The organism is Streptomyces sp. NPDC050528 (assembly GCF_044457795.1).
In the GTDB taxonomy this organism is placed as follows: domain Bacteria; phylum Actinomycetota; class Actinomycetes; order Streptomycetales; family Streptomycetaceae; genus Streptomyces.
Genome location: NZ_JBITHH010000011.1, coordinates 189724 through 214867 on the forward strand (window position 1 = coordinate 189724; position 25144 = coordinate 214867).

20 protein-coding genes are annotated in these 25144 nt (G+C 70.6%); 5 read left to right on the forward strand and 15 right to left on the reverse strand.

The window, feature by feature from the left end; all coding sequences use genetic code 11:
* Positions 1–165 precede the first annotated feature (165 nt).
* From ACIBK4_RS34290 to ACIBK4_RS34320, 7 genes are all read right to left on the reverse strand, one after another.
* Positions 166–837, reverse strand: a complete 672-nt coding sequence (locus ACIBK4_RS34290; protein ID WP_366436166.1) for a FadR/GntR family transcriptional regulator — start codon at positions 835–837, stop codon at positions 166–168.
* Between the two features lie 85 nt (positions 838–922).
* Positions 923–2218, reverse strand: coding sequence for an amidohydrolase (locus tag ACIBK4_RS34295; protein WP_399001485.1), 1296 nt, complete (start codon positions 2216–2218; stop codon positions 923–925).
* Between the two features lie 5 nt (positions 2219–2223).
* On the reverse strand, positions 2224–2982 hold the full coding sequence (locus tag ACIBK4_RS34300; protein WP_399001114.1) for a nucleoside phosphorylase: 759 nt from the start codon (positions 2980–2982) through the stop codon (positions 2224–2226).
* Positions 2979–3851, reverse strand: coding sequence for an ABC transporter permease (locus ACIBK4_RS34305; RefSeq protein ID WP_399001487.1), 873 nt, complete (start codon positions 3849–3851; stop codon positions 2979–2981). The genes ACIBK4_RS34300 and ACIBK4_RS34305 overlap by 4 nt, the downstream gene beginning before the upstream one ends.
* Complete coding sequence (locus tag ACIBK4_RS34310) at positions 3851–4960, reverse strand: ABC transporter permease (protein WP_399001116.1); 1110 nt, start codon at positions 4958–4960, stop codon at positions 3851–3853. The genes ACIBK4_RS34305 and ACIBK4_RS34310 overlap by 1 nt, the downstream gene beginning before the upstream one ends.
* Position 4961: 1 nt before the next feature.
* Positions 4962–6485, reverse strand: coding sequence for an ABC transporter ATP-binding protein (locus ACIBK4_RS34315; RefSeq protein ID WP_399001118.1), 1524 nt, complete (start codon positions 6483–6485; stop codon positions 4962–4964).
* Positions 6466–7518, reverse strand: a complete 1053-nt coding sequence (locus ACIBK4_RS34320; RefSeq protein ID WP_399001120.1) for a BMP family ABC transporter substrate-binding protein — start codon at positions 7516–7518, stop codon at positions 6466–6468. The genes ACIBK4_RS34315 and ACIBK4_RS34320 overlap by 20 nt, the downstream gene beginning before the upstream one ends.
* A gap of 309 nt (positions 7519–7827) precedes the next feature.
* Here ACIBK4_RS34320 and mtnA point away from each other — a divergent pair, with 309 nt between their 5' ends.
* Complete coding sequence (gene mtnA, locus ACIBK4_RS34325; protein ID WP_399001123.1) at positions 7828–8868, forward strand: S-methyl-5-thioribose-1-phosphate isomerase; 1041 nt, start codon at positions 7828–7830, stop codon at positions 8866–8868.
* A gap of 43 nt (positions 8869–8911) precedes the next feature.
* Here the strand turns inward: mtnA and mtnB are convergent, their stop codons facing one another.
* The 3 genes from mtnB to ACIBK4_RS34340 are packed head-to-tail and all read right to left on the reverse strand — an operon-like array spanning position 8912 to position 10838.
* Entirely contained in the window at positions 8912–9520 is a 609-nt protein-coding gene (gene mtnB / locus ACIBK4_RS34330; protein ID WP_399001125.1) for a methylthioribulose 1-phosphate dehydratase, read from the reverse strand.
* Complete coding sequence (mtnC, locus tag ACIBK4_RS34335) at positions 9517–10242, reverse strand: acireductone synthase (RefSeq protein WP_399001128.1); 726 nt, start codon at positions 10240–10242, stop codon at positions 9517–9519. The genes mtnB and mtnC overlap by 4 nt, the downstream gene beginning before the upstream one ends.
* A complete protein-coding gene (locus ACIBK4_RS34340) occupies positions 10239–10838 on the reverse strand; it encodes an acireductone dioxygenase (RefSeq protein WP_043681630.1) in 600 nt (199 codons plus the stop codon). The genes mtnC and ACIBK4_RS34340 overlap by 4 nt, the downstream gene beginning before the upstream one ends.
* Positions 10839–11398: 560 nt before the next feature.
* Between ACIBK4_RS34340 and ACIBK4_RS34345 the strand changes: the two genes are divergently transcribed.
* From ACIBK4_RS34345 to mtnK, 4 genes are all read left to right on the forward strand, one after another.
* Positions 11399–12496, forward strand: a complete 1098-nt coding sequence (locus tag ACIBK4_RS34345; protein ID WP_399001130.1) for a substrate-binding domain-containing protein — start codon at positions 11399–11401, stop codon at positions 12494–12496.
* On the forward strand, positions 12483–14027 hold the full coding sequence (locus ACIBK4_RS34350) for a sugar ABC transporter ATP-binding protein (RefSeq protein ID WP_399001132.1): 1545 nt from the start codon (positions 12483–12485) through the stop codon (positions 14025–14027). The genes ACIBK4_RS34345 and ACIBK4_RS34350 overlap by 14 nt, the downstream gene beginning before the upstream one ends.
* Positions 14028–14145: 118 nt before the next feature.
* Complete coding sequence (locus ACIBK4_RS34355; RefSeq protein WP_399001134.1) at positions 14146–15192, forward strand: ABC transporter permease; 1047 nt, start codon at positions 14146–14148, stop codon at positions 15190–15192.
* A gap of 22 nt (positions 15193–15214) precedes the next feature.
* On the forward strand, positions 15215–16375 hold the full coding sequence (mtnK, locus tag ACIBK4_RS34360; protein ID WP_399001136.1) for an S-methyl-5-thioribose kinase: 1161 nt from the start codon (positions 15215–15217) through the stop codon (positions 16373–16375).
* Positions 16376–16524: 149 nt separating this feature from the next.
* Here the strand turns inward: mtnK and ACIBK4_RS34365 are convergent, their stop codons facing one another.
* From ACIBK4_RS34365 to ACIBK4_RS34385, 5 genes are all read right to left on the reverse strand, one after another.
* Positions 16525–19521 (reverse strand): NACHT domain-containing protein, encoded by a 2997-nt coding sequence (locus tag ACIBK4_RS34365; RefSeq protein WP_399001138.1) that lies wholly within the window; start codon positions 19519–19521, stop codon positions 16525–16527.
* 260 nt (positions 19522–19781) lie between these two features.
* Positions 19782–21398, reverse strand: coding sequence for an FAD-dependent oxidoreductase (locus ACIBK4_RS34370; RefSeq protein WP_399001140.1), 1617 nt, complete (start codon positions 21396–21398; stop codon positions 19782–19784).
* Between the two features lie 9 nt (positions 21399–21407).
* A complete protein-coding gene (gene glpK / locus ACIBK4_RS34375) occupies positions 21408–22946 on the reverse strand; it encodes a glycerol kinase GlpK (protein ID WP_366436179.1) in 1539 nt (512 codons plus the stop codon).
* Positions 22947–23028: 82 nt separating this feature from the next.
* Positions 23029–23808 carry an MIP/aquaporin family protein gene (locus ACIBK4_RS34380; RefSeq protein WP_327405270.1) on the reverse strand — a complete coding sequence of 260 codons (780 nt, stop codon included), beginning with the start codon at positions 23806–23808 and terminating at the stop codon, positions 23029–23031.
* A gap of 391 nt (positions 23809–24199) precedes the next feature.
* Positions 24200–24973: an IclR family transcriptional regulator gene (locus tag ACIBK4_RS34385; protein WP_318015312.1), complete on the reverse strand. Its 774-nt coding sequence runs from the start codon at positions 24971–24973 to the stop codon at positions 24200–24202.
* Between the last annotated feature and the right edge of the window lie 171 nt (positions 24974–25144).

Genomic DNA, 25144 nt, shown 5'->3' on the forward strand with positions numbered 1-25144 from the left:
CCCCAACCTTACGGCGTCCGACGGGGGCGCCCGCAGCCCCCTTGCACGGGGGAGTGAACCCATGCCTGCCCCGTCCGGGACGGTCGAACACACAAGATCGCCATCCTGTGCGGACCCGTCCCGGCCGGTCACTCCTCCGATGGATCAGCGGGGCGGATCACTCGATCACAGGGTCGAACGCAGCCACTGCTCCACGCTCGCGATGTGCACCGTCGCCCACGACCGCGCCGCCTCCGCGTCCCGGTCGCGCAGCGCGCCCAGGATCGCCCGGTGCTCGTGCAGCGTGCGGCTGACCGCGTCCTCCTGGGTCAGCCCGCGCCAGATCCGGGCCCGCGTGGTGGGCCCGGACAGACCGTCGAGAAGCGAGCACAGCACCGAGTTGCCGGAACTCTGCACGATGCCCCGGTGGAACTCCAGGTCGCACGCGACCAGTTCCTCCACCGAAGGGGCGCCGCCCAGCGCGTCCAACTGGGCGGAGAGCGCGTCCAGTTGCTGCTCGCTGATCCGCAGTGCCGCCATCCCCGTGGCCGCCGGCTCCAGGATCCGCCGTACGGACAGGAATTCGAGGACCGTGTCGTCGCGGTGGAAGTCGACGACGAAACTCAGTGCCTCCAGCAGGAGTTGGGGATCGAGGCTCGTGACGTACGTACCGTCGCCCTGCCGCACGTCCAGGATGCGGATCAGTGACAGGGCGCGCACGGCCTCCCGCAGGGAGTTGCGGGACAGGCCCAGTTCGGCCGCGAGTTCGCTCTCCTTGGGCAGCCGGTCCCCGGGACGCAGCGCGCCGGAGACGATCATTCCCTTGATTTTCTCGATCGCCTCATCGGTGACTGCCATGATCGGCCTCTCTCTTGCTCAGACGTCCGATGTATCAGGTGCATTATGCGGGTTCAGCAGGCTGAACGGGAGGGAAATCCACAGCTCAGACAAGTGCTTCGAGCTCCGCGAGCACCGCTTCCTCGTCCAGCGTGCAGAGTGTCCGGTTCCGCATCAGCACCCGGCCGTCCACCACCGTGTCCCGTACGTCCGCCGAGTGCGCCGCGTACGCGAGCGTCGACCATGGGTCGTGCAGCGGCCGCAGATGCGGCGCGTCGAGATCGAGTACGACGAGATCGGCCCGCTTCCCGGCCTCCAGCGAACCCAGGTGCTCACCCAGGCCCAGCGCCCGCGCACCCTCGATCGTCGCCATCCGTACGGCCTGTTCGGCACCGACCGCGGTCGGGTCACCGCCCGCCTTGTGCACGAGGGCGGCCTGCCGTACGGCGCCCAGCACGTCCAGCGTGTTGGAGCTGACGGCACCGTCCGTGCCCAGCCCGACGGTCACGCCCGCGCTCAACAGCCGTGGCACCGGCGCGATGCCACACCCCAACTTCAGGTTGGAGACGGGGCAGTGGGCGACCGACGTTCCGGTGCGGGCCAGTGCCGCGATCTCCGGGCCGGTCAGGTCCACGGCGTGCGCGAGCAGCAGATCGGGACCGAGCAGCCCGAGCGAGTCGAGCAACTCCACAGGCCGCTTGCCGTACTTGACCTCGACGGTGGCGACCTCGGTCGGGTTCTCCGCCGCGTGGATGTGCAGCAGCGCGCCGAACTCCCGTGCCAGGGCGGCGATGTCGACGAGCTGGTCGGGGGCGAGGGTGTAGGTCGAGTGCGCGAACAGGACCGGTCGCAGACCGGGGCGTGCCTCACCCCGGGCCACCAAGTCCCGCCGCGCCCAGTCGAGTCGGTCCTCGTAGGCGAGACGGTCCGGCGGTTCCGGTACGTCCATGAAGGTGGGCCCGGTGTGCAGTCGCCAGCCCGTCTCGCGCGCCGCCTGCTCGGCCGCCTCGTGGAACCAGTACATGTCCAGCGCCGAGGTCACCCCGGCCCGCACGCTCTCGGCCACCGCGAGCCGCACCGCCGCCGCCACGTTCTTCGGCGTCAGCAGCTCGGCCTCCCACTTCAACACCCGCTCCAGGAAGCCCTGGAGAGTGACGTCGTCGGCGCGACCGCGCAGCAGCGTCATCGCGAGGTGGGTGTGCGTGTTGATGAGTCCGGGCAGGACGAGACAGCCCGACGCGTCAATGGACTCCGCCGCTGTGAACCGAGTTGTCAGCTCCGCGGCCGGTCCTACGGCGACGATCTCGCCCTCGTGGACGGCAACTGCCCCGTCCCGTACGACCGTTCCGGCCTCGTCGACGGTGAGGACGTCGCCGCCGTGCACCAACAGGTCGATGTTCAAGGTGCTCACGCCGTCAACTCCTCGCCCTCGGCGAGCAGTCGGAGCGCCTCCAGGGAGACGATCGCCCCGCGCTCGACCCCGGCCGCGACGACCTCCCGGTGCGGGTCGTACCCGCCGGTGGTCTCCGCGTCGACGAGTTCATCGGCGTTGGCACCGTCGATGACCAGCACCCCGCCCGCGACAAGACCGCGCAGCGAGGCCGTCACCAGCAGCGCCGACAGCTCCATCTCGATCGCCGCGAGCCCGGCGCCGTCGTAGGAGAAGAGAGGGAGAAGGCCCGGCTGGAAGGCCGCTCGGGTCCAGACGATGCCGCGGTGGTGCGGGGCTTCGGCCTCGCGGGCCGCGCGCTGGAGGGCGAAGACGGCCTCGGGGGAGGAGACGGCCGGGTACTCCGGGGGGAGGAGTTGCTGGGTGACGCCGTCGTCGCGTACGGCCGCCTCCGCGATGACGAGGTCGCCGTCGCCGATGCCGGGCTTCATCGCGCCCGCCGTGCCGAAGCGCAGGAAGGTGCGGACGCCCGCGTCCGCCAGCTCCTGGAACAGCAGGATCGCGCCCGGTCCGCCCACTCCGTGCGAGGCGACGGTGACCGGCAGACCCTTCCAACTCCCGCTGAACACACGGTATTCGCGGTGGTACGACACCTCCTCGGCACCGTCCAGCAGCGCGGCGACGGCGGCGGCGCGCGCCGGGTCGCCGACGACGACCGCGTGCACGGGAAGCCCGGTGCGAGGAATGCGGGTGATGGGCAGCAGGTCCTGCGTCATGTGGTGGCTCCGGAAGGGGAGTTGGCGGTACGGCGACGGCGGCGGGCCGTCGAGAGGAAGAGGGCGACGAGCGTCACGACGTACGGCGCGGCATCCGTGGCCTGTTGGGGCAGGCCGACGCCCTGGAGGCGGAAGCCGGCGGCCTCGGCGAGACCGAAGAGCAGCGCGGCGAGCAGCACGCCGACGGGTGCCGCGCGGCCGAGCATCACCGCGACGACCGCGATCCAGCCCCGGCCCGCCGTCATGTTCTCGGAGAACAACGTGACGTTGCCGAGTGCGAGTTGAGCCCCCGCGAGCCCGCACAGGACTCCGGAGATCAGCACCGCCGCGTACTTGTACTTCGCCGGGCTCACCCCGAGCGTGGCCGCCGCGTCCGGTGCCTCGCCAACCCCGCGCAGCCGCAGCCCCCACATATGCCGGGACAGCATCAGCGCGGCCACCGCGACCGCGACGAACGCCAGATACGCGAGCGGGGTGAAGCCACCGACCAACGGCAGCCCGGCAAGTGACGGATCGTCGAAAGTGCCCTGCACACCGAAGACCGTACGCAGCAGGAAGCTGGTCAGGCCAACTGCCAGGAGATTCATGGCGATTCCGAGAACGACCGCGTCCCCGCGCAGAGTTACCGCGCCCACGGCCAGGATCAACGAATACGCGGCTGCCGCGAGGGCGGCGGCGAGGACGCCGAGCCAGGCGCTGCCCGTGAACCAGCTCGTGGCCACCGACGTGAAGCAGCCCATCAACATCATGCCTTCGAGGCCGATGTTGAAGACGCCCGCACGCTCGCACAGGGCACCGCCGAGCGCGGCCAGCAGGATCGGGGTCAGCGCGCGCAGCGCCGACATCAGCAGATCGGAGTCGAAGAACATCACGCGGCCCCGATCTTCTGAGAGGTTTCCGGAGAGGCTTCCTGAGAGCCCTCGTGCGGGTCTTCCTGAGCGCGTCTCCTGAACCACCCACCGGGGAAGCGCAGTCGGGCCGCCAGGAACACGATCACGATGGCCTGGAGCACCTGTGTCAGCTCGCGCGGCACCTCGGTCGTCCGCTCCATCGCCAGGCCGCCGACCGCGAGGACGGCGAAGAAGAAGGAGGCGACGACCGTGCCGAGCGGCGCTGCGGCGGCGAGCAGAGCGGCTGTAAGTCCCGTCCAGGTGTAGCCGGGTGCGGTGAGCGAGCCGTCGACGAAGCGGTACGGGAAGCTCAACACCCCGATGGCGCCCACGAGTCCGGCCAGTGCGCCGGAGACGGACATCAACTTGAGGGTCAGGCCCCGGCGTTCGACGCCCGCGTAGGCGGCGAAGCGGGAGTTGAGGCCGGTCATGCGGATCTCGTAGCCGAACGCCGTGCGCTTGTCGGTGAACCAGTAGGCGGCTGCCGCGAGGACCACCAGGATGAGCCCGACGGTGACCGTCGAGTCGCCGAACGCGGGCAGTGCCACGCCGTCGGGCATCGCGCGGGTCTGGGGGAGGCTGGAGCCGGGTTCCTTGAGCGGGTAGCGCGCGAGGTAGGAGGCGAGCGAGACCGCCGGGTAGCTCAGCAGCAGGCTGCTGACGAGCAGGGGGACACCGAGGCTGTTCTCGCACAGGGCGGCCAGGGCGGCGTAGGCGGCGCCTGCTGCCATGCCCGCGAGCAGCGCCAGGACGACGGTGAGCGGGGCGGGCAGCGGCGAGTACAGACCGGTCACGGCTGCCGTGATGCCGCCGAGGACCATCTGTCCGTCGCCGCCGAGGTTGATCAGCCCGGCCCGCAACGGGATCGCCAGCGCGAGCGCCATGCCGAGCACGCTGGTGCCGGTGCTCAGCGTGGAACCGATGCCGTCCGCGCCGAGCGAGCCGGTGAGGACGGCGCCGTACGCCGTGATCGGGTCCGCGCCGGTGCCGACGAGGAACAGGGCGCCGATGACCAGGCCCGCGAGCACGGAGAAGGTGATGGGGGAGCGCAACACCCCTGAGATGCGCGGTATATGAGTGTGCGTCATGTCAGTCGACGACCTCCGTCGGCGCTACGGTCCCGCCCGCCATGGCGAGCCCCAGCGCCCGTTCGTCGGCCTCGTCCTTCGTGTACGTCGCGGTGACCCGGCCCTCGTACATGACGAGGACGCGGTCCGCGAGGCCCCGGATCTCGCTCAGTTCGGCGGAGACGAGGAGGACGGCGTGACCGGCGTCGCGGTAGGCGACGATCTGGTCGTGGATGTTCTGGATGGCGCCGATGTCGACCCCGCGCGTGGGCTGCTCGACGAGCAACAGCGGTGCGTCATGGGCGAGTTCGCGGCCGATCAGCAGCTTCTGCAGATTGCCGCCGGACAGCGCGGAAGCCGGCACCTCCGGGGTGGCCGCCTTGATACCGAAGCGCTCGATCAGCCGCCCGGCGTGGGCACGTACGGATGCGGGCGGCAGAAGTCCCTTGCTGGACAGGGATGTTCGGTGGTGCCCCATCGCGAGGTTGTCCGCGACGGAGGCCGCCGGTGCCGTACCGACCGCGTGCCGGTCCTCCGGGACGTAGGCGAGACCCTGCGCACGGCGCTCGGTGGCCGAGGCGTGGGTGATGTCCCGGCCCTTGAGACCGACCTGTCCGGAGGTGACCGGCCGTAGCCCGGCCAGCGCCTCGATCAGTTCGCTCTGTCCATTTCCGGCGACGCCCGCGATGCCGACGATCTCCCCGGCGTGGACGGTGAGTCCCACTCCGTGGACGGAGTCCGTGGTGAGGTCGGTCACGTCCAGCACCACGTCACCGGCGGTACCCGGCGCGTGCACGCGGTCCAGCTCCACCGCGCGGCCGGTCATCGCGGCGGCGATCTCGTCGGCGGAGGTGTCCGCGGTGACCAGGCGAGCGACGACTCGGCCGTCCCGCAGGACGGTCACGTTGTCGCTGCCTTCGAGGACCTCGCGCAGCTTGTGGGTGACAAGGATCACCGTACGACCCTGCGCGGCCAGCGACTTGAGGACCGCGAACAGGGCATCCGCCTCGGCCGGAGTGAGCACGGCGGTCGGCTCGTCGAGGATGAGGGTACGGGCGCCCCGGTGCAGCAGCTTCAGGATCTCCACGCGCTGGCGCAGCCCGACCGGCAGCTCGCCGACCCGGGCGTCCGGATCGACGGCGAGCCCGTGCTCCTCCGCCAGCTCACGTACCCGGCGGCGGGCGGCGGCCCGGTCCACCAGGCCGAAACGGCGCGGCTCGGCGGCGTAGACGACATTCTCGGCGACCGTCAGCGAGTCGAACAGCTTGAAGCTCTGGTGGACCATGCCGAGCCCGGCGGCCATGGCGGCGCTCGGGTCGCCGAAGGTCACCTCGCGCCCGTCGATCCGGATGGAGCCCGCGTCGGCGCGCTCCATGCCGTAGAGGATCGACATGAGGGTGGACTTGCCGGCGCCGTTCTCGCCCATGAGGGCGTGGATCTCGCCGCGGCCGACGGTCAGGTCGACGTTGTCGTTGGCGAGCGTGCCGGGGAACCGTTTGGTGATTCCCCGCAGCTCGACCGCTGGGTCAACTGGCGGCCGGGTCATCGACCTTGAGCTTTCCGGAGACGATCTGGTCGCGCAGCGCCTTCACCTTCGTGAGGACGTCCTTGTGCTGGGCGATCACGCACTTCGACGAGTCGACGCCTGCCTCCAGACCGGTGAGGCTGATGCCGCCCTCCTTCAGGCCGTACGACACCGAGGTGCCCGTCTTGCCCGCGAGGACCTGCTCGACGCCCTTCTCCACGGCGACGTCAGTCTTCTTGATCACGTTGTCGACGACGGTGCCGGGGGAGGAGACGCACTGGTTGACGTCGACGCCGTACGCGAACGCGCCCTTGGCCTTCGCGGCCTCGAAGACGCCGTAGTTGCCGGCCGCGGCGGCCGCCATGATCTGGTCGGTGCCCTTCGACAGAAGGGAGTTGGCCTGCTCCTTGGCGCGCGCCGAGTCGTCGAACGGGGACTGGCCGCCGACGAAGCGCGTCGACGCGGACGTCTTGGCGGCGACCTTCTTGGCACCGGCCGCGAACGGGTCGCTGTAGCGCCGGAATTGAGGCGTGTCGAGCACGTCCACCGCGCCGACCTTGCCGCTCTTGCTGAGCAACCCGGCCTCGGCGCCCGCGAGATAGACACCCTCGTGCTCACGGAACACCGCGCACGTGACGTTCTTGAAGGTCTTCGTCGTGCACGCGTCGATCATCAGGAACTGCTGCTTCGGGTGCGCCTTCGCCTGCTGCGCCACGAGGTCCGCGAACTCGAAGCCGACCAGCACGATGACGCTCGGGCTCGCGTCCACGGCGGCCTGCACGTTCTGCTGCTGGGACGCGGTGTCCGTCGACTCGTAGACCTTCTCGGTCCCGTCGTGCGTCTTCGCGGCGGCCTTCACGCCGGTGACGGCGAGCTTCAGGAACTCGTTCTGCCCGACCGCGTCCGGCGTGACCAGCGTGAACGACTTACCGCTGCCACCGCTCGCGCTGTCCGAGGCGTCGGTCTTCGCGGCGGCGTTGCAGGCGGTGGCGGCGGTGACCATGAGCGTGGTGGCGGCGACGAGCTGCAGGGTGCGACGTGATCTGCGGAGCATGGGGACCTTCCGGGGTACGGCAAGGCGCGCTCCGGCGGGAGCGCGTGCGACCAGATGGTGAGACGGGAGGAGACGAGGGGTGGACGCGAGAGGGACAGGTCAGCGTCGACAGCAGTCGCTCGCGCAGCGGCCGTGATCGAGGAAACGGCGCATGGTGAGCAGCACACGTCCTCCTTCGTCTCGGCCTTCGGGCTGCGGGTGCTGGACTTTAACATTCGTTTTGAGACACCCGCTCGACTGTCTCGAACTGTGGTTCTTCCAGGTCATGTACGGTGTCCGACACCATCGGAACAGCAGGAGTGTCCCGTTATGTCCCAGGAATTGCGCGCGGTCGACTGGACCGGCACCGGTCTCGCACTTATCGACCAGACCCTGCTCCCGCACCGCAATGAGACGATGACTGTCCACGATGTGGACACCCTGGTCGACGCGATCCAGCGCCTCGTGGTGCGCGGCGCCCCCGCGATCGGCGCGGCCGGCGCGTACGGCGTGGCGATCGCGCTCATCGAGGGCGAGCGCAAGGGCTGGACCGAGGCCGAGACGCGCGCGGCCATAGCCCGCGTCCGCGAGGCCCGCCCCACCGCGGTCAACCTCATGGCAGGCGTGGACCGGGTCATGACCCGTTTCGAGGAGGGCCTGGACGCAGTGCTGGAAGAGGCCGCCGCAGTCCAGCGCGAGGACGTCGCGGGCAACCGCGCGATGGGCGTGTTCGGTGCGGACTGGCTGGTCGAAAGGCTCCAACAGGCTGGCGTGGACCGCCCGTTGAGGCTCCTGACGCACTGCAACACGGGCGCGCTGGCGACGGCCGGCTGGGGCACCGCACTCGGCGTCATCCGCGAACTCCACGCGCGCGGCCTGGTGGAGGTCGTCTACGCCGACGAGACCCGCCCCCTGCTCCAGGGATCACGCCTGACGGCTTGGGAGTTGGTCCAGGAAGGCATCCCGCACTACGTCCAGGCCGACGGCGCAGCCGCCGGCACCATCCTGCGCGGCGAGGTCGACGCGGCGATCGTCGGCGCGGACCGCATCGCGGCCAACGGCGACACCGCGAACAAGGTAGGCACGGTGGGCGTCGCGCTGGCCTGCGCCGACGCGGGTATCCCGTTCCTGGTGGCGGCCCCGACAACCACGGTCGACCTCTCCACCAAGACCGGCGACGAGATCCACATCGAACTCCGGGGCGAGGCCGAGGTGTTGGAGTGGTCGGGAGTGCGCACGGCTCCCGCCGAGTCGCGCGGCCACAACCCCGCCTTCGATGTGACACCGGGCCGCCTGGTGACCGGACTGGTCACGGAGCGGGGCGTGTTGGAGGTCTCGGCCGGTGAACTCCCCGGTGACCGGCTGAAGTAGCAGAAAGGGACCCCTGCAAACAGGGGTCCCCTCGACTCTCGGATCAGCGCTGCGTGAGCTCCAACTCCAGCAGCCACTCCACTACTTCGGTGTGATGCCGCGCCTGCCGCGCATCCGCACCCCACACATACAACCCGTGCCCGGCCACGACCACCGCCGGCATCCGAGGATCCCGGGCCGCCTCCAGGCGATCGCCCAGCACCTTCATGTCCTGGCTGTTGGCGATGACGGGCAGGGGCACCTCGACATCGTGCGCGGGCTGCCCCACACCCTTGAGCATCTCGACGTCCTTGAACACGATCCCGCCCGGCTCGCGCCGCCCCATCGCGACGGACGCCACGGTGTGCACGTGGACCACCGCACCCGCACCGGTCAACGCGGCGACGCGGGCGTGCAGTTCGGCCTCGGCGGAGGGCCTGCCACCCCGGACGGCCGCACCGTTCCCGTCCACCAACACCACATCCGCAGGCGTCAGTTCACCCTTGTCGTGCCCACTAGCAGTCACCGCCAGCAGCAGGGGATCCCGGCCCACGACCACCGACAAGTTGCCGGAGGTCCCCCTCATCCAGCCGAACGAGGCGAACCGGGCGGATTCGGCGGCGAGTTGAGCCCCCGCCTCCTTCAGGTCGAGGTCACTGATCTCGCTGCTCACGTGGTGCTCCTTGAACTGGTGATGCCGATCTCGTCGAACGCCCCCGCCTGCGCGTGGTCGCCGACGCCTTGCTCGAAATACGGTTCGCCCGGCCGCCGTACCCCCACCGCGTGCCACCCCGCGGACACGGCCGCGTCCAGCTCGCCGGGCCGGTCGGAGAGGAAGAGCAGCCGGGACGGCTCGACACCGGTCGCCTCCGCGATACGGCGGTACGACTCCGGCTCCTGCTTGGGACCGGCGTTCTCCGTGTCGTAGAGCCCGGAGACCAGCGGCAGGAGGTCGCCCTCCGGGGTGGAGGCGAACCACGCGCGCTGCGCGGCGACCGAGCCGGACGAGTAGACGTACAGCCGCAGGCCCGCCGAGTGCCAGGCGCGCAGGGCCGGTACGACGTCGTCGTAGAAGTGCGAGACGAGGTCGCCGCGGGCGAAGCCCTCGGACCAGATGATGCCCTGGAGGGTCTTGAGGGGCGTGGCCTTGCGGTCCTCGTCCAGCCAGGAGTTGAGGGTTTTCTCGATCTGTACGGCGTCGGCGTCCGGGGTGTCCGTCAGCTCGCGGACCTGCGCGATCGCGCGGGCCACGGTGGGGTCGTCGGCCCGGTCGGTGAGGAGGTCGGCGAAGCGCGAGCGCGAGTACGGGTACAGGACGTCGACGACGAAACCCGTGGCGCTCGTGGTGCCCTCGATGTCGAGCACCACGGCGTCCACGGTGAACTGCAAGGTCACGCGGCGGCCTTGTCCTGCTGGTAGCCCGCGTCGATCGTGTCGTAGTCGGGGAAGCGCGAGGCGATGGTCGAGCCGGTGAAGTTGCCGACCCAGCCGTCCTCCTCGTGGAAGAAGCGGATCGCGGTGAAGGCGGGCTTGGTGCCCATGTCGAACCAGTGGGTGGTGCCGCGCGGCACGCCCAGCAGGTCGCCCTTCTCGCAGTAGACGGCGTGCACTTCGCCGCCCACGTGCAGGTAGAAGATGCCGGAGCCGGAGACGAAGAAGCGGACCTCGTCATCGTCGTCGTGCGTGTGCTCCTGGAGGAACTTCGCGCGGGCGCCGGCCGCCTTCGCCGGGTACTCCGGGTCGTCGCTGGGGTGCAGGCCGAGGACGTCGACGGTGGTGAAGCCCTCCTCGGCGTTCAGCTTGTCGATCTCCGGGCCGTAGGCGGCGAAGACGGTGTCGCTGTCGGCGTCGGCCGGGACGTCCTCGCGGATCGGCCACTGCTCGTAGCGGACGCCGATGGGGGCGAGCGCGGCGGCGATCTCGACGGGGTCGGCGGTACGGCGCACGAGGGTCTCGGGGCCGGACTCGGACCAGGTGGTGAGCAGCGTCATGGGAACAACTCCGAAAAGTGGGAGGGATGTCCGGATGCTGGGACGAGCACCGGACGGGTGGGGGAGGAGAAGTCGGGGCGGCGAGCGACGGCGGCGGACAGCCGGTCAGCCCGGACACCGTGCGTCGGGACAGCACCGCGTGCAGCTCATGGGCGGTGTCGTCGCGCGGGGTGTCGTCATCGGGGCCTCACTGTGCCGGGTCGGGAGCCGGTCCCGTGATGGTAACCGCCGCCGGTGAACGGACCGGGTGTGACGTAGTCGTTGTCTCACCCTTTGAGAAACCGCTTCCATCCCTTTGACCAATGGCCGAAAACATTCTCATGATCTCCTTATGAAGACGCTGCTGCTCGTGCGGCGGCTGTACGTGGACTTGCTCCGGTCGACCACAGCCAGCTGTCGCTGACCACACCCGGAGCCCGCCGCGCCCCCATCTCACGGGGCGCCTGCCGCCTGTCCACTATGCGTACGGTGGCGCGTTCTCGTCCCCGGCTCCGGGTCAAGCACTCCCTTCCTTCACCCCCTCCGCACCACCCTGCGTATCCCTGCACCTGGAGCCCCTGATGTCCCGTACCCGCGTCCCCCTCGCCGCGCTCTCGCTGGCCTCCGTCTCCGCCCTCCTCCTGGCGGGCTGCTCGCAGTCCACGGACGCCTCGAAGAGCAGCGACGACACGGCCGCCTCGGCCTCGGCCGCCACGGGCAAGAGGCCGGCCCCCTTCAGCAAGGGCACGGTCAAGGTGGCGCTCGTGCGGCAGAGCGGCGCCGGTGACTACTTCGAGCAGTGGGGCAACGGCGCGAAGGCGCAGGCCAAGGCGCTCGGCATCGACCTGACCGTGTACGACGCGCAGGCCGACAACGCCAAGCAGGCCACCGACCTGTCCTCGGCGATCAACTCCGGCGCGCAGGCGATCATCGTCGACCACGGCTTCCCCTCGACGATCCAGCCCGAGATCGACCAGGCGGTGAAGAAGGGCATCAAGGTCGTCGTCTACGACGTCGACCAGACCAACAAGTCCGTCATCAGCACCGAGCAGGACGACGCGAGCATGGCGAAGGCCGTTCTCGACGTGATGGCCAAGACGGTCGGCAAGAACGCCAAGGTCGGCTACGTCAACGTCGCCGGCTACGCGGCCCTCGACAAGCGCAACTCCGTCTGGAAGACCGCCGTCGACGCCAACGGCTGGAAGCAGCAGTTCAAGGTCGGCAAGGTCACCGACTCCACGGCCACCGACAACGTTCCCCTGGTCTCCGCCGCGCTGACCCAACACTCCGACGTGGCAGGCGTGTTCGCCCCCTACGACGAGCTCGCCAAGGGCACCGTCCTCGCCGTGCAGAACAAGAAGCTCCAGAGCAAGGTGAAGGTCTTCGGCGCGGACGTCTCCAACGCCGACATCCAGAACATGACCGCCGCGAACAGCCCGTGGGTCGCCACGGCGGGCACCGACCCGTCGGCGGTCGGCGCGGCCGTCGTCCGTACGGCGGCCCTTGAGTTGGCGGGCCAGTTGAACAAGACCACCGTCGACTTCCCGGCCGTCGCCATCACCCAGGACTTCCTGCGCAAAAACAAGATCGAGAACATGGACCAGCTGCGCGCGGCCCTGCCCGCCCTGAACCTCTCCAAGGTGAGCACCGCGGACTGGATCCCCAATGTCGCCCACTGATACGGGAGTTGAGGGGGCGGTCGTCGACGCCGCGGTCTCGCTCCGCGACGTCAGCATGGCCTTCGGCGGCAGGACGGTACTGGCCTCCGTCTCCCTCGACATCGCACCGGGCAGCGTGGTCGCGCTGCTCGGTGCCAACGGCGCGGGCAAGTCCACGCTGATCAAGATCCTGTCGGGCGTGCACACGGACCACGGCGGGGAGGTGCGGGTCGCAGGGGAGCCCGCAGCTCTCCAATCCCCGTCGGCCGCCCGGCAGTTGGGCATCCAGACAGTCCACCAGCGGATCGGCGAGGGCATCGTGCCCGGCCTCACGGTCGCCGAGAACCTGGTCTTCGAGGAGCTGGCGCAGAAGCGCGGCAACCCGTTCCTGAACGGCCGCCGCGTCCTGGCCCGCGCCCGCGAGATCCAGGCCGCGCTCGAACTCGGCTGGAGCGACGCGGTGTTGCGCCGCGACGTCACCGAACTGGGCATTTCCGACCGCCAGTTGCTGATCCTGGCCCGCGCCCTCGCCACCCGCCCACGGCTGCTCATCCTCGACGAACCGACCTCGGCACTCTCCGCCGCCGAGGCCGAGCGGCTCTTCGCCCTCGTCGAGAAGATGCGCGACGACGGCATCGCGGTCCTCTACGTCTCCCACCGCCTCGGTGAGATCGACGCGCTCGCCGACCGCCTGGTCGTCCTGCGGGACGGCGGTCTCACCGACGACCAGGTCAAGCCCTTCGACTGGGACAGCGCCCTGCGCGCGATGCTCGCCCAGGCCCACGAGGCGACCAGCGCCCGCCCGCAGCGCAGCGGCGAGCATGGCGACGTCGTCCTCGCCCTGCACGGCGTCCACCTCTTCGAAGGCCGCGCACCTCTCGACCTCGACCTCCGCGCCGGTGAAGTCACCGGTGTCGTAGGCCTGTTGGGCGCCGGCAAGACCGAACTGGCCCGCGGCCTCTTCGGCGCCGAGCCCTTCCCCACCGGCACGGTGGAACTCGACGGCAAGCCGTACACCCCTCGCCGCCCGTCCGACGCGATCCGCGCCGGCGTCCACCTCGTCCCCGAGGACCGCCACGCCGACGCGCTCGTCCCCGGCTGGTCGGTGGCCCAGAACATCTCGCTGCCGTTCCTCAAGTCCCTGTCCCGGGCCGGGCTCGTGAACACCGGGCGGGAGGACGCCCTGGGCCGCGAGACCATCGACGCGCTCGGGGTCGTCGCCCGCGACGAGCACAGCACGGTGGAGGAGCTCTCCGGCGGCAACCAGCAGAAGGTCGTCGTCGGCCGCTGGCTCGCCGAGACCCCCCGCGTCCTCATCCTGGACGAACCGTTCCGAGGCGTGGACATCGGCGCCCGGCGCGACATCGGCCGCCGGGCGCGAGCGCTGGCCGCGGAAGGCGCGGCTGTGCTGGTCCTCTCCGCCGATGTGGACGAGGTCCTGGAGATCGCCGATCGGGTCGTCGTGCTGGCGGCGGGCGAGGTCCATCTCGACGCGTACGGCGAGGACGCGGAACGCGATCGCGTGATCCAGACGATCTCGGCGTCCGTGTGATGGGGGCGGACCAGTTCGGCGGAGCCGGTGTGATGCCCGCCCCACGAGAAGCCCCGCGCGAAGCCCCACGCCCCGCGCCGCACGCAGCCGCACTCACAGCCACGGCAGGAAGTACGCCATGACCACCACCCAGAGCACCGAGGTCCCCACGAAGCCGGTGACCGGGCCCGGGGACTCCCTCGGCCCGCGCGTCCAGAACGCCGTCATCAAGTACGGCTTCATCTTCGTCACGGTCGCGCTCTTCCTGTACTTCGCGCTGAGCGAGGGCTCCTTCCGGGAGTCGGCGACGATGCTCGACACGCTGCGGTACGTCTCCGTCGCCGCGATCCTCGGTCTCGGTGTCACCCTCACCATGGCGGTCGGCGGGATGGACATGTCCGTCGGCGCGGTCGCCGGGCTCGGGGTCACCGTCGCCGCGAAGACGATGGTGACGTACAACCAGGTCGGCACGGTCGCGATCCTCGCCGTGATCGCGGCGGGTGCGCTCGCCGGGCTGCTGAACGCCCTGCTCATCGTCGTGATGAAGATCCCGGACATGCTGGCCACGCTCGGCACCATGTTCGTCATCCAGGGCACCAAACTCATCCTGGTCGACGGCCAGTCCATCTCCGCCGGCATGACCGAGTCCGACGGCAGCACGGCCCCCGGCAAGTTCACCGACGGCTTCCTGCGCATCGACCGGGGCACGCTCCTCGGTATCCCCATCTCCGTCCTGATCTTCGGCGCGTTGACCGTCGTGGCCTGGGTCTTCCTGGCCCGCACCCGCTGGGGCCGCGTCCTGTACGCCATCGGCGCCAACCCCGAGGCCTCCCGCCTCGCGGGCATCCGCGTCGGCGCGTACCGGGCCCTCGCCTACGTCCTCTCCGGCGTCCTCGCCTCGATCGGCGGCCTGATCCTGGCCTCGCGCATCGGCCAGGGAGACGTCAGCGCGGGAACGTCCCAGCTTCTGGAGGCAGTTGCCGTCGCGCTGGTCGGCACCTCGGTCCTCGGCAGGGGCCGCCCGAACGTCTGGGGCACAGCCCTCGGTGCCGTCCTCATCGGCATCATCACCACCGGTCTGACGATCAAGGGCCTGCCGTACTACACCCAGGACGTCGTCGAGGGCGCGGTCCTCATCCTCGCCCTGGTCTTCAGCTTCACCCTGTCCAAGCGCCGCACCGCATAAGGAAGTTCGAGGAGTTCGTACGATGGGCTACCGCATCCTGGAGACCGACGACATCCCCGGCTACCTGCACGAGCGCGGCCACTGGGGGGACGTGACCGACATCCACGTCCGCGAGGTGTCGGACGGCAACATGAACCGGGTGTTCCTCGCGTCGAACGCCGACGGCAGCCACAGCCTCGCCGTCAAGCAGGCGCTGCCCTGGGTGCGGGTCGCCGGACCCTCCTGGCCGATGAGCCCGGAGCGAGCCGACGCCGAGGCCCGGGCCTACGAGCAGGTCGCGCGGGTCGCCCCCGACAAGATCCCGGCGATCCACGGCTACGACGCCGACAACTACGCCCTCGTCATGGAGGACATGTCCGACCTGGAGGTCCTGCGCACAGTCCTCAACGAGGGCGCGTCCTACGGCCCCGACACCTCGGCCAGGATCGGCGAGTTCGTCGCCCAACTCGCCTTCGCGACCAGCGACTTCGGCATGCCGTCCGCCGAACGCAAGGCGCTCATCGCGACCTCGGTGAGCCCCGAGCTGTGCAAGATCACCGAGGACGTGGTCCTCTCCGAGCCGTACATCGAGCACGAACACAACCACTGGCTACCGGAGTTGGCCGACCTGGCCGCGGAGTTCCGCGCCGATGCGCGCCTTCGCACGGAGGTCGCCGATCTCCGGTACACCTTCATGACGAGCGCCCAGGCTCTCCTCCACGGCGACCTGCACACCGGCAGCATCATGGTCGGCGAGCGCGAGGGCGCCCCGGTGGTACGGGTCTTCGACCCCGAGTTCTCCTTCGTCGGCCCGATCGGCTACGACCTCGGGCTGTACTGGGCCAACGTGCTGGTGGCGGAGGAACGGGCGCGTGAGCTGGGTACGTTGACCGACCACGGCGATCAACTCGCCCTCTCCTGGCAGGCGTTCGAGACCGAGTTCCGCCGCCTGTGGCCGACCCGGGTCGACTCCTTCTTCGACGACGCCTACCTCGACCGCTTCCTCTCCCGCGTCTGGACCGACTCGGTCGGCTACGTCGGCACGGAGATCGTCCGCCGCATCATCGGCTTCGCCCACCTGACCGACCTGACGACGCTGCCGGACCCGGCGCCGGCGTCCCGGCGGACGTTGCTGCTGGGCCGTGAACTGATCGTGCGGCGGGGGGAGTTGACGTCACCGGAGGCGATCCGGGGACTGGTCTGAACTTCGCCGGGGAGCGGGGCCCCGGCGCGGCGCGACGCCACCCGTCGGTCGTACGACTCCCGCGGCTGCGGCGAGACGATCACCGGGATGAGCCGCCTGGACCGGTCCCGGCCCGCCTTGACCTCACCCCCTTCAGGCTCCGGCCCTCGTCAATTCCCGCCCTGCACCGGCCGGTTCCGTGCCTCGCGCGGTCTCGACGGACCGGCCGTCTGCGGAGGAACGGGGGCCTCCGGAGCCGTACCGTGACCCGCGAGGTACGACTGGAGGCGTCGGTGCCGGAACTCGAAGCCCGCGCCGGACTGCCGTAGGACACCGCGGTGGTGGGCGTCCTCCAGGAATGTCATCAGGCGCCACGGCAGGCGGCCCGTCGCCGCGAGCCAGGCCCGGGCCACGGCGAAGCGGCCCCACGCGCTCAGGGCCAGGGCCGCCGAGCCCAGCGGAAGCCACAGCTGGGTTCCGATGTGCACGAGCCCGCCCCAGTCGCCCGGCAGAGCCACCACCGGGACACAGACGACGGCCACCAGCAGCGCGACCATGCCGCCCCGGGTGAAGGACGCCGTACGGTCCGTACGCAGGGAGGAACCCGGACCGGCCGCGCGCATGACGTCCGACGGGACGCTCAGCGCGCGGTAGACCCCGCACACGCAGCCGCCCACGATCCCGATCAGTACCCCGCCTGCCAGCAGCGGCGGCAGACAGCGCCCCAGCACGCCCGACGCCGGGCTCGCGGTGAGCCAGCCGCGCGCCGGCTCCGGCAGCACGGACCGCAGGTTCGCCGCGTACACCGTCGTAGGGGAAGGGGGCCGACTCGCCGTGTGGTTCTCCAGGTCCATGCGGACCACCACCGCGCCGTCCCGGGACTCGAAGACCGTGTGCCGTGCGGTGAAGGGGACACAGCGGCGGTCGCGGAGAAGGGGGATCGCGCAGTCGGGGGGCCGTGTGCCCTCGGGGTAGGCGATCGGCCGGGCGCCGTTGCCGGGGATCAGCAGCGTGCCGCGCAGTTCGTCGTCCGTGGTGGCCGTCCGCAGGCCGGGCCGTCGCTCGGTGAAACTCCAGCCGTCGATCCTCCGGGCCGCCAGGTCGGCAGGGGAACCGGACTTCAGCAGGGTCACGCCGACCGCGGTGAGTCCCGCCGCCGTGCACGCCGTGACCCCGATCAGCAGCGCGGCGGCGGTGCCCCGGACCGCGCCCTTGGCGAAGCGCCGGGCGACCCGGCCGGCCCGCGCCGGATGCCCGGAGTCCTGACCGGCCCGGCGGCCGGCGCTCACCAGCAGGGCAGCGCCCGCTCCCGCGCAGGTGAGGCCGACCAGCCCGGTCCAGGCGTTGCCGGACCAGCCGGCCAGTACCGCGCCCGCCGCACCCAGCCCGGCCGGCAGCAGCACGGCCCCGCAGATGCGGGCCACCGCACGGCCCGCGCCGCCGTTCCAGGGCAGACCGAGCGGCACCGGGTGGCGCGGCAGCCCGGCGATGCCGAAGAACAGGGTGAACAGGAGGGAGAAGAGGCAGCCGCCGAACAGATCGGGTACCCAGCCGTCCGTCACCGCGCCGAAGCGGAAACCGAACCGCAGGTCGTCGGCCCAGGCGAAGCCCGCCCACAGCAGGGAGCTCACCGCGGCGGTGATCAGCGTCCGACGGGCGAGGGCCCGCCGGTCGGGCGGTGCGTCCCGCGAGGGCAGCAGGAACGCCTCCCCGAAGGCGAAACCCAGGGTCTGGCCCGCGAGGGTGGCGAGCACCGACGCGAGATCCTCCACGCCCGCGAGCTCGTTCGCCGCGCGGGCGATCGAGATCGGCAGCACGATCAGGGACAGCAGCGCCAGCGCCAGCAGCCCGGGCGCCAGGACGGACACGGCACGCGGCAGCATCGACTCCAGCTCCCACCACGCCAGCCGCCCGGTGCCGCGCCGCTCCAACGCCCTTGCCAGCACGGTGAGTCGGCGTACCGCGTCGGTACCCGCCGACGGCCCGGCGTCCGCGAACGCGGCGGGCACGAACGCCCCCAGCAGATGCTCCTCGACGGCCTCCACGGTCGAGAAACGGTCCGGGTCGAGCAGCTCGGACGGATCGCGCCGGGTGTCGCCGTAGACCGCGCGGGCCAGCGCCACCATGAGGGGCGTGGTGAGGGCTCGCGCGGCCGGTGCGTGCGGCCGGGCGGCGAGTTCGCGCAGCACGGGCGTCCACACGGTGCCGGGTTCCCCGTCCTCCGAACGCAGCGGACGTGCCGTTCGCTCCAGATGGGCCCCGGACCGATCCGGGCCCAGCGGCTGCAGCTCGACCACCTCGGCGGCCGTCAGTACGTCACCCTCGGTCACCGCCTTCGCCCACGCCTCGGCGCGGCTGGTGAGCAACAGCGGGAGATCGTCGTCGAGTTCGGCGTTGATCCGCCGTACGGCCTCCCCGTAGGCGGGCCGGGCCAGTTCGTCGAAGCCGTCGAGGACCGGCAGCACGAGCCCCGCGTCGAGGAGACCGCGCGCGAGGGTGTGCCGTCCGTCGGCGACGGCGGCCAACGGGCGGTGTTCGGCGGCCAGTTGCTCGGCGAGCCAGTCGCGCAGAGCCGTCCGCCGAGGGTCCCAGCCGGCCAGCGGGAAGATCACCGGGACGGGACCGCCGGGCCGCCGCGCGGCGAGCCGGCCCAGGACGAAGCGCATCGCCAGCACGCTCTTGCCCGCCCCCGGACCGCCCAGCACCACCAGCCGGCGCCCGGGCAGCGCGGCGAACGACCTGGTGACGTCCTCGATCCGGTGCCCCCGGGGCGCGGGCAGGACCTGGGCCCGCCGGACGTTCTCCGGGTGATCGGCCAGCCACCGCTCGGCGGGGGCCCAGGCCACGTCCAGCGGAGCGGGATCCTGCAGCCGCCGCAGCCTGGCCTCGGCGGCCCACTGCTCCCGTACGGCCTCGGCGAGCGCGTCGGCGGCCCGTCGCCGGTCCTGGTCGGCCGAGTGCGGGACCGGATCGGCGTCGCCGCGCAGCACGTCGGCGACGAGTGCCGCGACCGACACGAACGCGCCGATCGCCGACACCATCACCCCCGCGGTGGCGGCATCCCGCCACCACAGCCGCAGCACGGCCGCCAGCGCCACGAGCGCGCCCCCGCACACGGCGAACCCGAGACGTCGCCGGACCCGGGCACTGTGCCATCCGCCTTGCATACGACCGCTGCTTCCCGGGCCCCATCGCCCCACCGCTGTCTCGGAACCAACCGGTCTAACGGCCGGACGAGCGACGAAATACCGGTCGACTTCCCGGGTGAGGGAGCGCGCGGAATCATCCGAGGGGCGTGCGGAAGCGCGAATCCCGGTCCGGGCATGGGCCGTTGGCACGCCTGAGCGGCATGCACGGGACATGGCGGAGGGGCGGCTCCGGTCCGGGAACCGCCCCTGTCACGCCGTTGCGCCTACTGCGTGAACGCCTACTTCTTGTCGAGCAGGTCCTGCACCTTCGCCCGCACCTCGTCCGTGGCCAGGCCGCGGATCGTCAGGGTCGTGCGGCGGCGCAGGACGTCGTCCTGGGTCTCGGCCCACTCGTGGTCGCGGGCGTAGACGACCTGCGCCCAGATCTCGGGGGCGTCGGGGTGCACGCGCTGCCCCAACTCCGGGTTCTCGTTGGCGAGTCGGGCGATGTCGAAGGCCAGGGAGCCGTAGTGCGTGGCCAGGTGCTTCGCCGTGTCGGCGGCCATGCGCGGGCCCGGGGCCGGGTTGTCGACCAGGAGACGGTGGGCGACCGCGCGCGGGTTGGCGACGCCCGGGAGCGGGAGCTTCTTCGGGAGGGAGGAGATCGGCTCGAAGTCCTCGCCGAGCGGGCGGCCCGGGAGAGCCTCCAGCTTCTGCATGACCGTACGGCCGATGTGCCGGAAGGTCGTCCACTTGCCGCCCGCGACGGACAGCATGCCGCCCTTGCCCTCGGTCACCACCGTCTCGCGCTTGGCCTTGGCCGTGTCACCGGGGCCGCCCGGCAGCACGCGGAGGCCCGCGAAGGAGTACGTGATCAGGTCACGGGAGAGCTGCTGGTCGCGGACCGAGAACGCGGCCTCGTCCAGGATCTGGGATATGTCCTTCTCGGTGACCGAGACGTCCGCCGGGTCGCCCTCGAACTCCTCGTCGGTCGTGCCGAGCAGGAGCATGTCCTCCCAGGGGAGGGCGAAGGTGATGCGGTACTTGTCGATGGGGGTCGCGAGCGCGGCCTTCCACGGGGACGTCCGCTTCAGGACCAGGTGCGCGCCCTTCGACAGGCGGATGGACGGCGCCGCGTTCGGGTCCTCCATCTTGCGCAGGTGGTCGACCCACGGGCCGGTCGCGTTGAGCACCAGACGGGCGCTCACGCCGAACTCGTCGCCGGAGGTGGTGTCGCGCAGCTCCGCGCCGGTCACCCGGCCCTGGGTGAAGCGCAGGCCGGTGACCTCGGCGTGGTTGAGGACGACCGCGCCCGCCTCGACGGCCGCGCGGACCGTCATCAGCGCCATGCGGGCGTCGTTCATCTGGTCGTCGCCGTACACGGCCACGGCCTTGAGGTTCTGGGTGCGCAGCTCGGGCACGTCCTGCGCCGCCTTGGCGGGGGACAGGAGGTGGCCGACGCCGTCGCCGAACGCGGAGAGCGCGGAGTAGGCGAAGACGCCCGCCCCGAGCTTCGCCGCACCGTGCGGACCGCCCTTGTACACGGGGAGGTAGAACGTGAGCGGGTTCGCCAGGTGGGGAGCCACCTGGCGGGAGACCGCGCGACGCTCGAAGTGGTTCTCCGCCACCAGCTTCACCGCGCCGGTCTGCAGATAGCGCAGACCGCCGTGGAGGAGCTTGGAGGAGGCGGAAGAGGTGGCGCCGGCGAAGTCGCCGGCGTCGACCAGGGCCACCCGCAGCCCGGACTGCGCGGCGTGCCAGGCGGTGGAGATGCCCAGGATGCCGCCGCCGATGACGAGGAGGTCGTACGTCGCCTTGGAGAGCTGCTCCCGGGTCTCGGCCCGGCTCGGGTTCGAGCCGGAGGCCGGGTGCGTACCGAGGGCAGGCACGGACTGCAGGGTGGACTGACTGGTCATGTGGGGTTCTTACTCCTCGTCGTCGAGCCAGCCCATGGTCCGCTCCACGGCCTTGAGCCAGCTCTTGTACTCACGGTCGCGCTTCTCCGCGGCCATGTTGGGGGTCCACTCGGCGGCCCGGCGCCAGTTGGCACGCAGGTCGTCGGTGCTGGTCCAGAAGCCGACGGCGAGACCGGCGGCGTAGGCGGCACCGAGGCAGGTGGTCTCGGCGACCATCGGGCGCACCACGGGGGCGTCGACGAAGTCCGAGAGCGTCTGCATCAGCAGGTTGTTGGAGGTCATGCCGCCGTCGACCTTGAGCGCGGCGAGCTCGACGCCGGAGTCCTTCGTCATGGCGTCCGTGATCTCACGGGTCTGCCAGGCGGTGGCCTCCAGGACGGCACGCGCGAGGTGCGCCTTGGTCACGTACCGGGTGAGACCGGCGATCACACCGCGGGCGTCGGAGCGCCAGTACGGGGCGAACAGACCGGAGAAGGCCGGCACGAAGTAGGCGCCGCCGTTGTCCTCGACCGAGAGCGCGAGCGTCTCGATCTCGGCGGCGGTGGAGATGAGGCCCATCTGGTCGCGCATCCACTGCACCAGCGAACCGGTGACGGCGATCGAGCCCTCCAGGGCGTAGACCGGCGCTTCGTCGCCGATCCGGTAGCCGACCGTGGTCAGCAGGCCCGAGTAGGAGTTGATGATCTTCTCGCCGGTGTTCATCAGCATGAACGTGCCGGTGCCGTACGTGGACTTGGCCTCGCCCTCGGCGAAACAGGTCTGGCCGAACAGGGCCGCCTGCTGGTCGCCGAGCGCGGAGGCGACCGGGATGCCGCCGAGCAGGTCGCCGAGCTTGCCGCCGGTGACCTCGCCGTAGACCTCGGCGGAGGAGCGGATCTCCGGGAGCATGTTCATCGGGACGCCGATGGACTCGGCGATCTTCTCGTCCCACGCCAGGGTGTGCAGGTTCATCAGCATGGTGCGGGAGGCGTTGGTGACGTCGGTGTAGTGCTTGCCGCCGTTGACACCGCCCGTCAGGTTCCAGATGACCCAGCTGTCCATGGTGCCGAAGAGGATGTCGCCGGCCTCGGCGCGCTCACGCAGGCCCTCGACGTTGTCGAGCAGCCAGCGGGCCTTGGGCCCTGCGAAGTACGACGCGAGCGGCAGGCCGGTCTCGCGGCGGAAGCGGTCCTGGCCCACGTTGCGGCCGAGCTCCTTGCAGAGCGCGTCGGTGCGGGTGTCCTGCCAGACGATGGCGTTGTGGACGGGCTCACCGGTGTTCTTGTCCCAGAGGAGAGTCGTCTCGCGCTGGTTGGTGATGCCGATGGCCTTGATGTCGTCGCGGGTGATGCCGGCCTTCTCGATGGCGGAGGCGACGACCTCCTGGACGTTGGTCCAGATCTCGGTGGCGTTGTGCTCGACCCAGCCCGGCTTCGGGAAGATCTGCTCGTGCTCCTTCTGGTCGACGGAGACGATACGGCCGTCCCGGTCGAAGACGATGCAGCGGCTGGAGGTCGTGCCCTGGTCGATGGCCGCGATGAACGGTCCGGCGGTGTGCGCGTCGGTCACTGTGTGCTCCTGAGGGGTTCCGTGGTCATGAGGACTGGTTCTACTGCTGCTTCAGTGCTTGGAAGTGCTGGGAATTCTGCTTCTAAGCAAAAGCGAGGTTGTAGATGCCCGCAGCGATCGCGCCGCCGATCAGCGGTCCGACGACCGGGATCCAGGCGTAGCTCCAGTCGGAGCCGCCCTTGTTGGGCAGCGGCAGGAGCGCGTGCACGATGCGGGGGCCCAGGTCACGGGCCGGGTTGATGGCGTAACCGGTCGGGCCGCCGAGCGACAGACCGATGGAGACGACCACGAACGCGGTGATCAGGGCGCCCAGGGTGCCGAGACCGTTGCCGTTGGCGTTCAGACCCTGCGTCAGGATGGCGAGGATCAGGACGACGGTGCCGATGATCTCCGTGGCCAGGTTCTGCACCACGTTCCGCACCTCGGGACCGGTGGAGAAGATGCCCAGGACCGGTCCCGCGCCCTTCTCCTCCGCCTCCACGGACTTGGCCGCCGGCTCGCCGACGATCTCCTTGTCCGTGAGGTGGGCCTGGAACTGGCCGTAGTAGGCCACCCAGACCAGGGTCGCGCCGATCATGGCGCCGAGCAGCTGCCCGGCCCAGTAGATCGGGACGTTGTCCCAGCCACCGTCCTTGATCGCGAGTGCGAGCGTCACGGCCGGGTTGAGGTGGGCACCGGAGAGCGGTGCCGAGATGTACACGGCCGTCATGACGGCGAAACCCCACCCGAAGGCGATGGCGAGCCAGCCGGCGTTACGGGCCTTGGAGGCCTTCAGCGTGACGGCGGCGCAGACGCCACCGCCCAGCAGGATGAGCACGGCGGTACCTATGGTCTCGCCGATGAAGATGTCGGAGCTGGACACCCGCGACTCCTTTGTCCTTCGTCCAGGGAAGCCGAACCCCGGGTCCCGCCGGGGGTTCGTGCGCCCTCGGGGGTGAGAGCGATGCCGGCCTTTGGCGTTGCCACACTCTAGCGCGTATTGCCGGTAGGTGTTCGACAATGCCGACCGATGGACGGGAGTCTTGCTCCGGGGTTACGGGCGCGTCAAGAGTGCTGTTATCGAAAACACGATCGTTATTGATTGCTGTGGGCTATCGATCTTGCGAGCGATGCGGACGGCAGTCAGACGGACACCGTGTGTGGCGATTTGCTGTTTTGACCGGCTTTGTCGTCCAGAGTACGACTGAAACCGGAACGTCCCCCTGGACGTTCCGGTCTCTTTTGCTGTGAATCCGGTACCGGATCCGGACTGGTCAGAACCGCCCGGCGCCGAGATCCCGCGACACCGCGCGGGCGCAGTCCCGTACCGCGGCGATCAGCTCGGGGCGCAGCGCGCCGTCCTCGTCGGGCCGGCACAGCCGTTCCACGGCGCCGGTGATGCCGACCGCGCCGACCGGCATGCGCCGCCGGTCGTGGATGGGCGCGGCGATGGACGCGACGCCCTCCCAGGTCTCCTCGACGTCGGCCGCGTACCCACGCGCGCGTGTCACGTCGAGGACGTGCTCGAAGTCGGCCAGCTCGGACACCGTGCGCTCGGTGAACGGCTTGCGGTCGGCCTCCAGGACCTCGCTGTGCGCGACCGGGTCGTAGGCCGACAGGACCTTGCCCAGGGCCGTGGAGTGCAGCGGCTGCATGGCCCCGATCTCCAGGACCTGGCGGCTGTCGTCGGGGCGGAAGACGTGGTGCACGATCAGGACGCCGTGTTGATGCAGCACCCCTAGGTGCACGCTTTCGCCGCTGGAGCGGGCCAGGTCGTCCGTCCAGACCAGGGCGCGGGCCCGTAGTTCGTGGACGTCGAGATAGGTGGTGCCCAGGCGCAGCAGTTCGGCGCCGAGCTGATAGCGCCCGGAGACGTCGTCCTGCTCCACGAAGCCCTCCTGCTGGAGGGTGCGCAGGATGCCGTGGGCCGTGCCCTTGGCGAGACCGAGCGACGAGGCGATGTCCGAGAGGCCGAGCCGTCGCTCGCCGCCCGCGAGCAGGCGCAGCATCGCGGCCGCCCGTTCGAGCGACTGGATGTTCCGTGCCATCGCCGTACTGCCTCCGTCCCGTTCGACCGTCGACGCGCGACGTTGCTGCCGCCGTTCGGCAATGTCGAACACTACCGGTCCATGCCGACCTCCCGCTAATGGTCGGCCGATTCCTGTTACGTCTCCCGTTACGTCGCTTGTCGCGAGAACCTAGACGGGGTTGACCCGCAC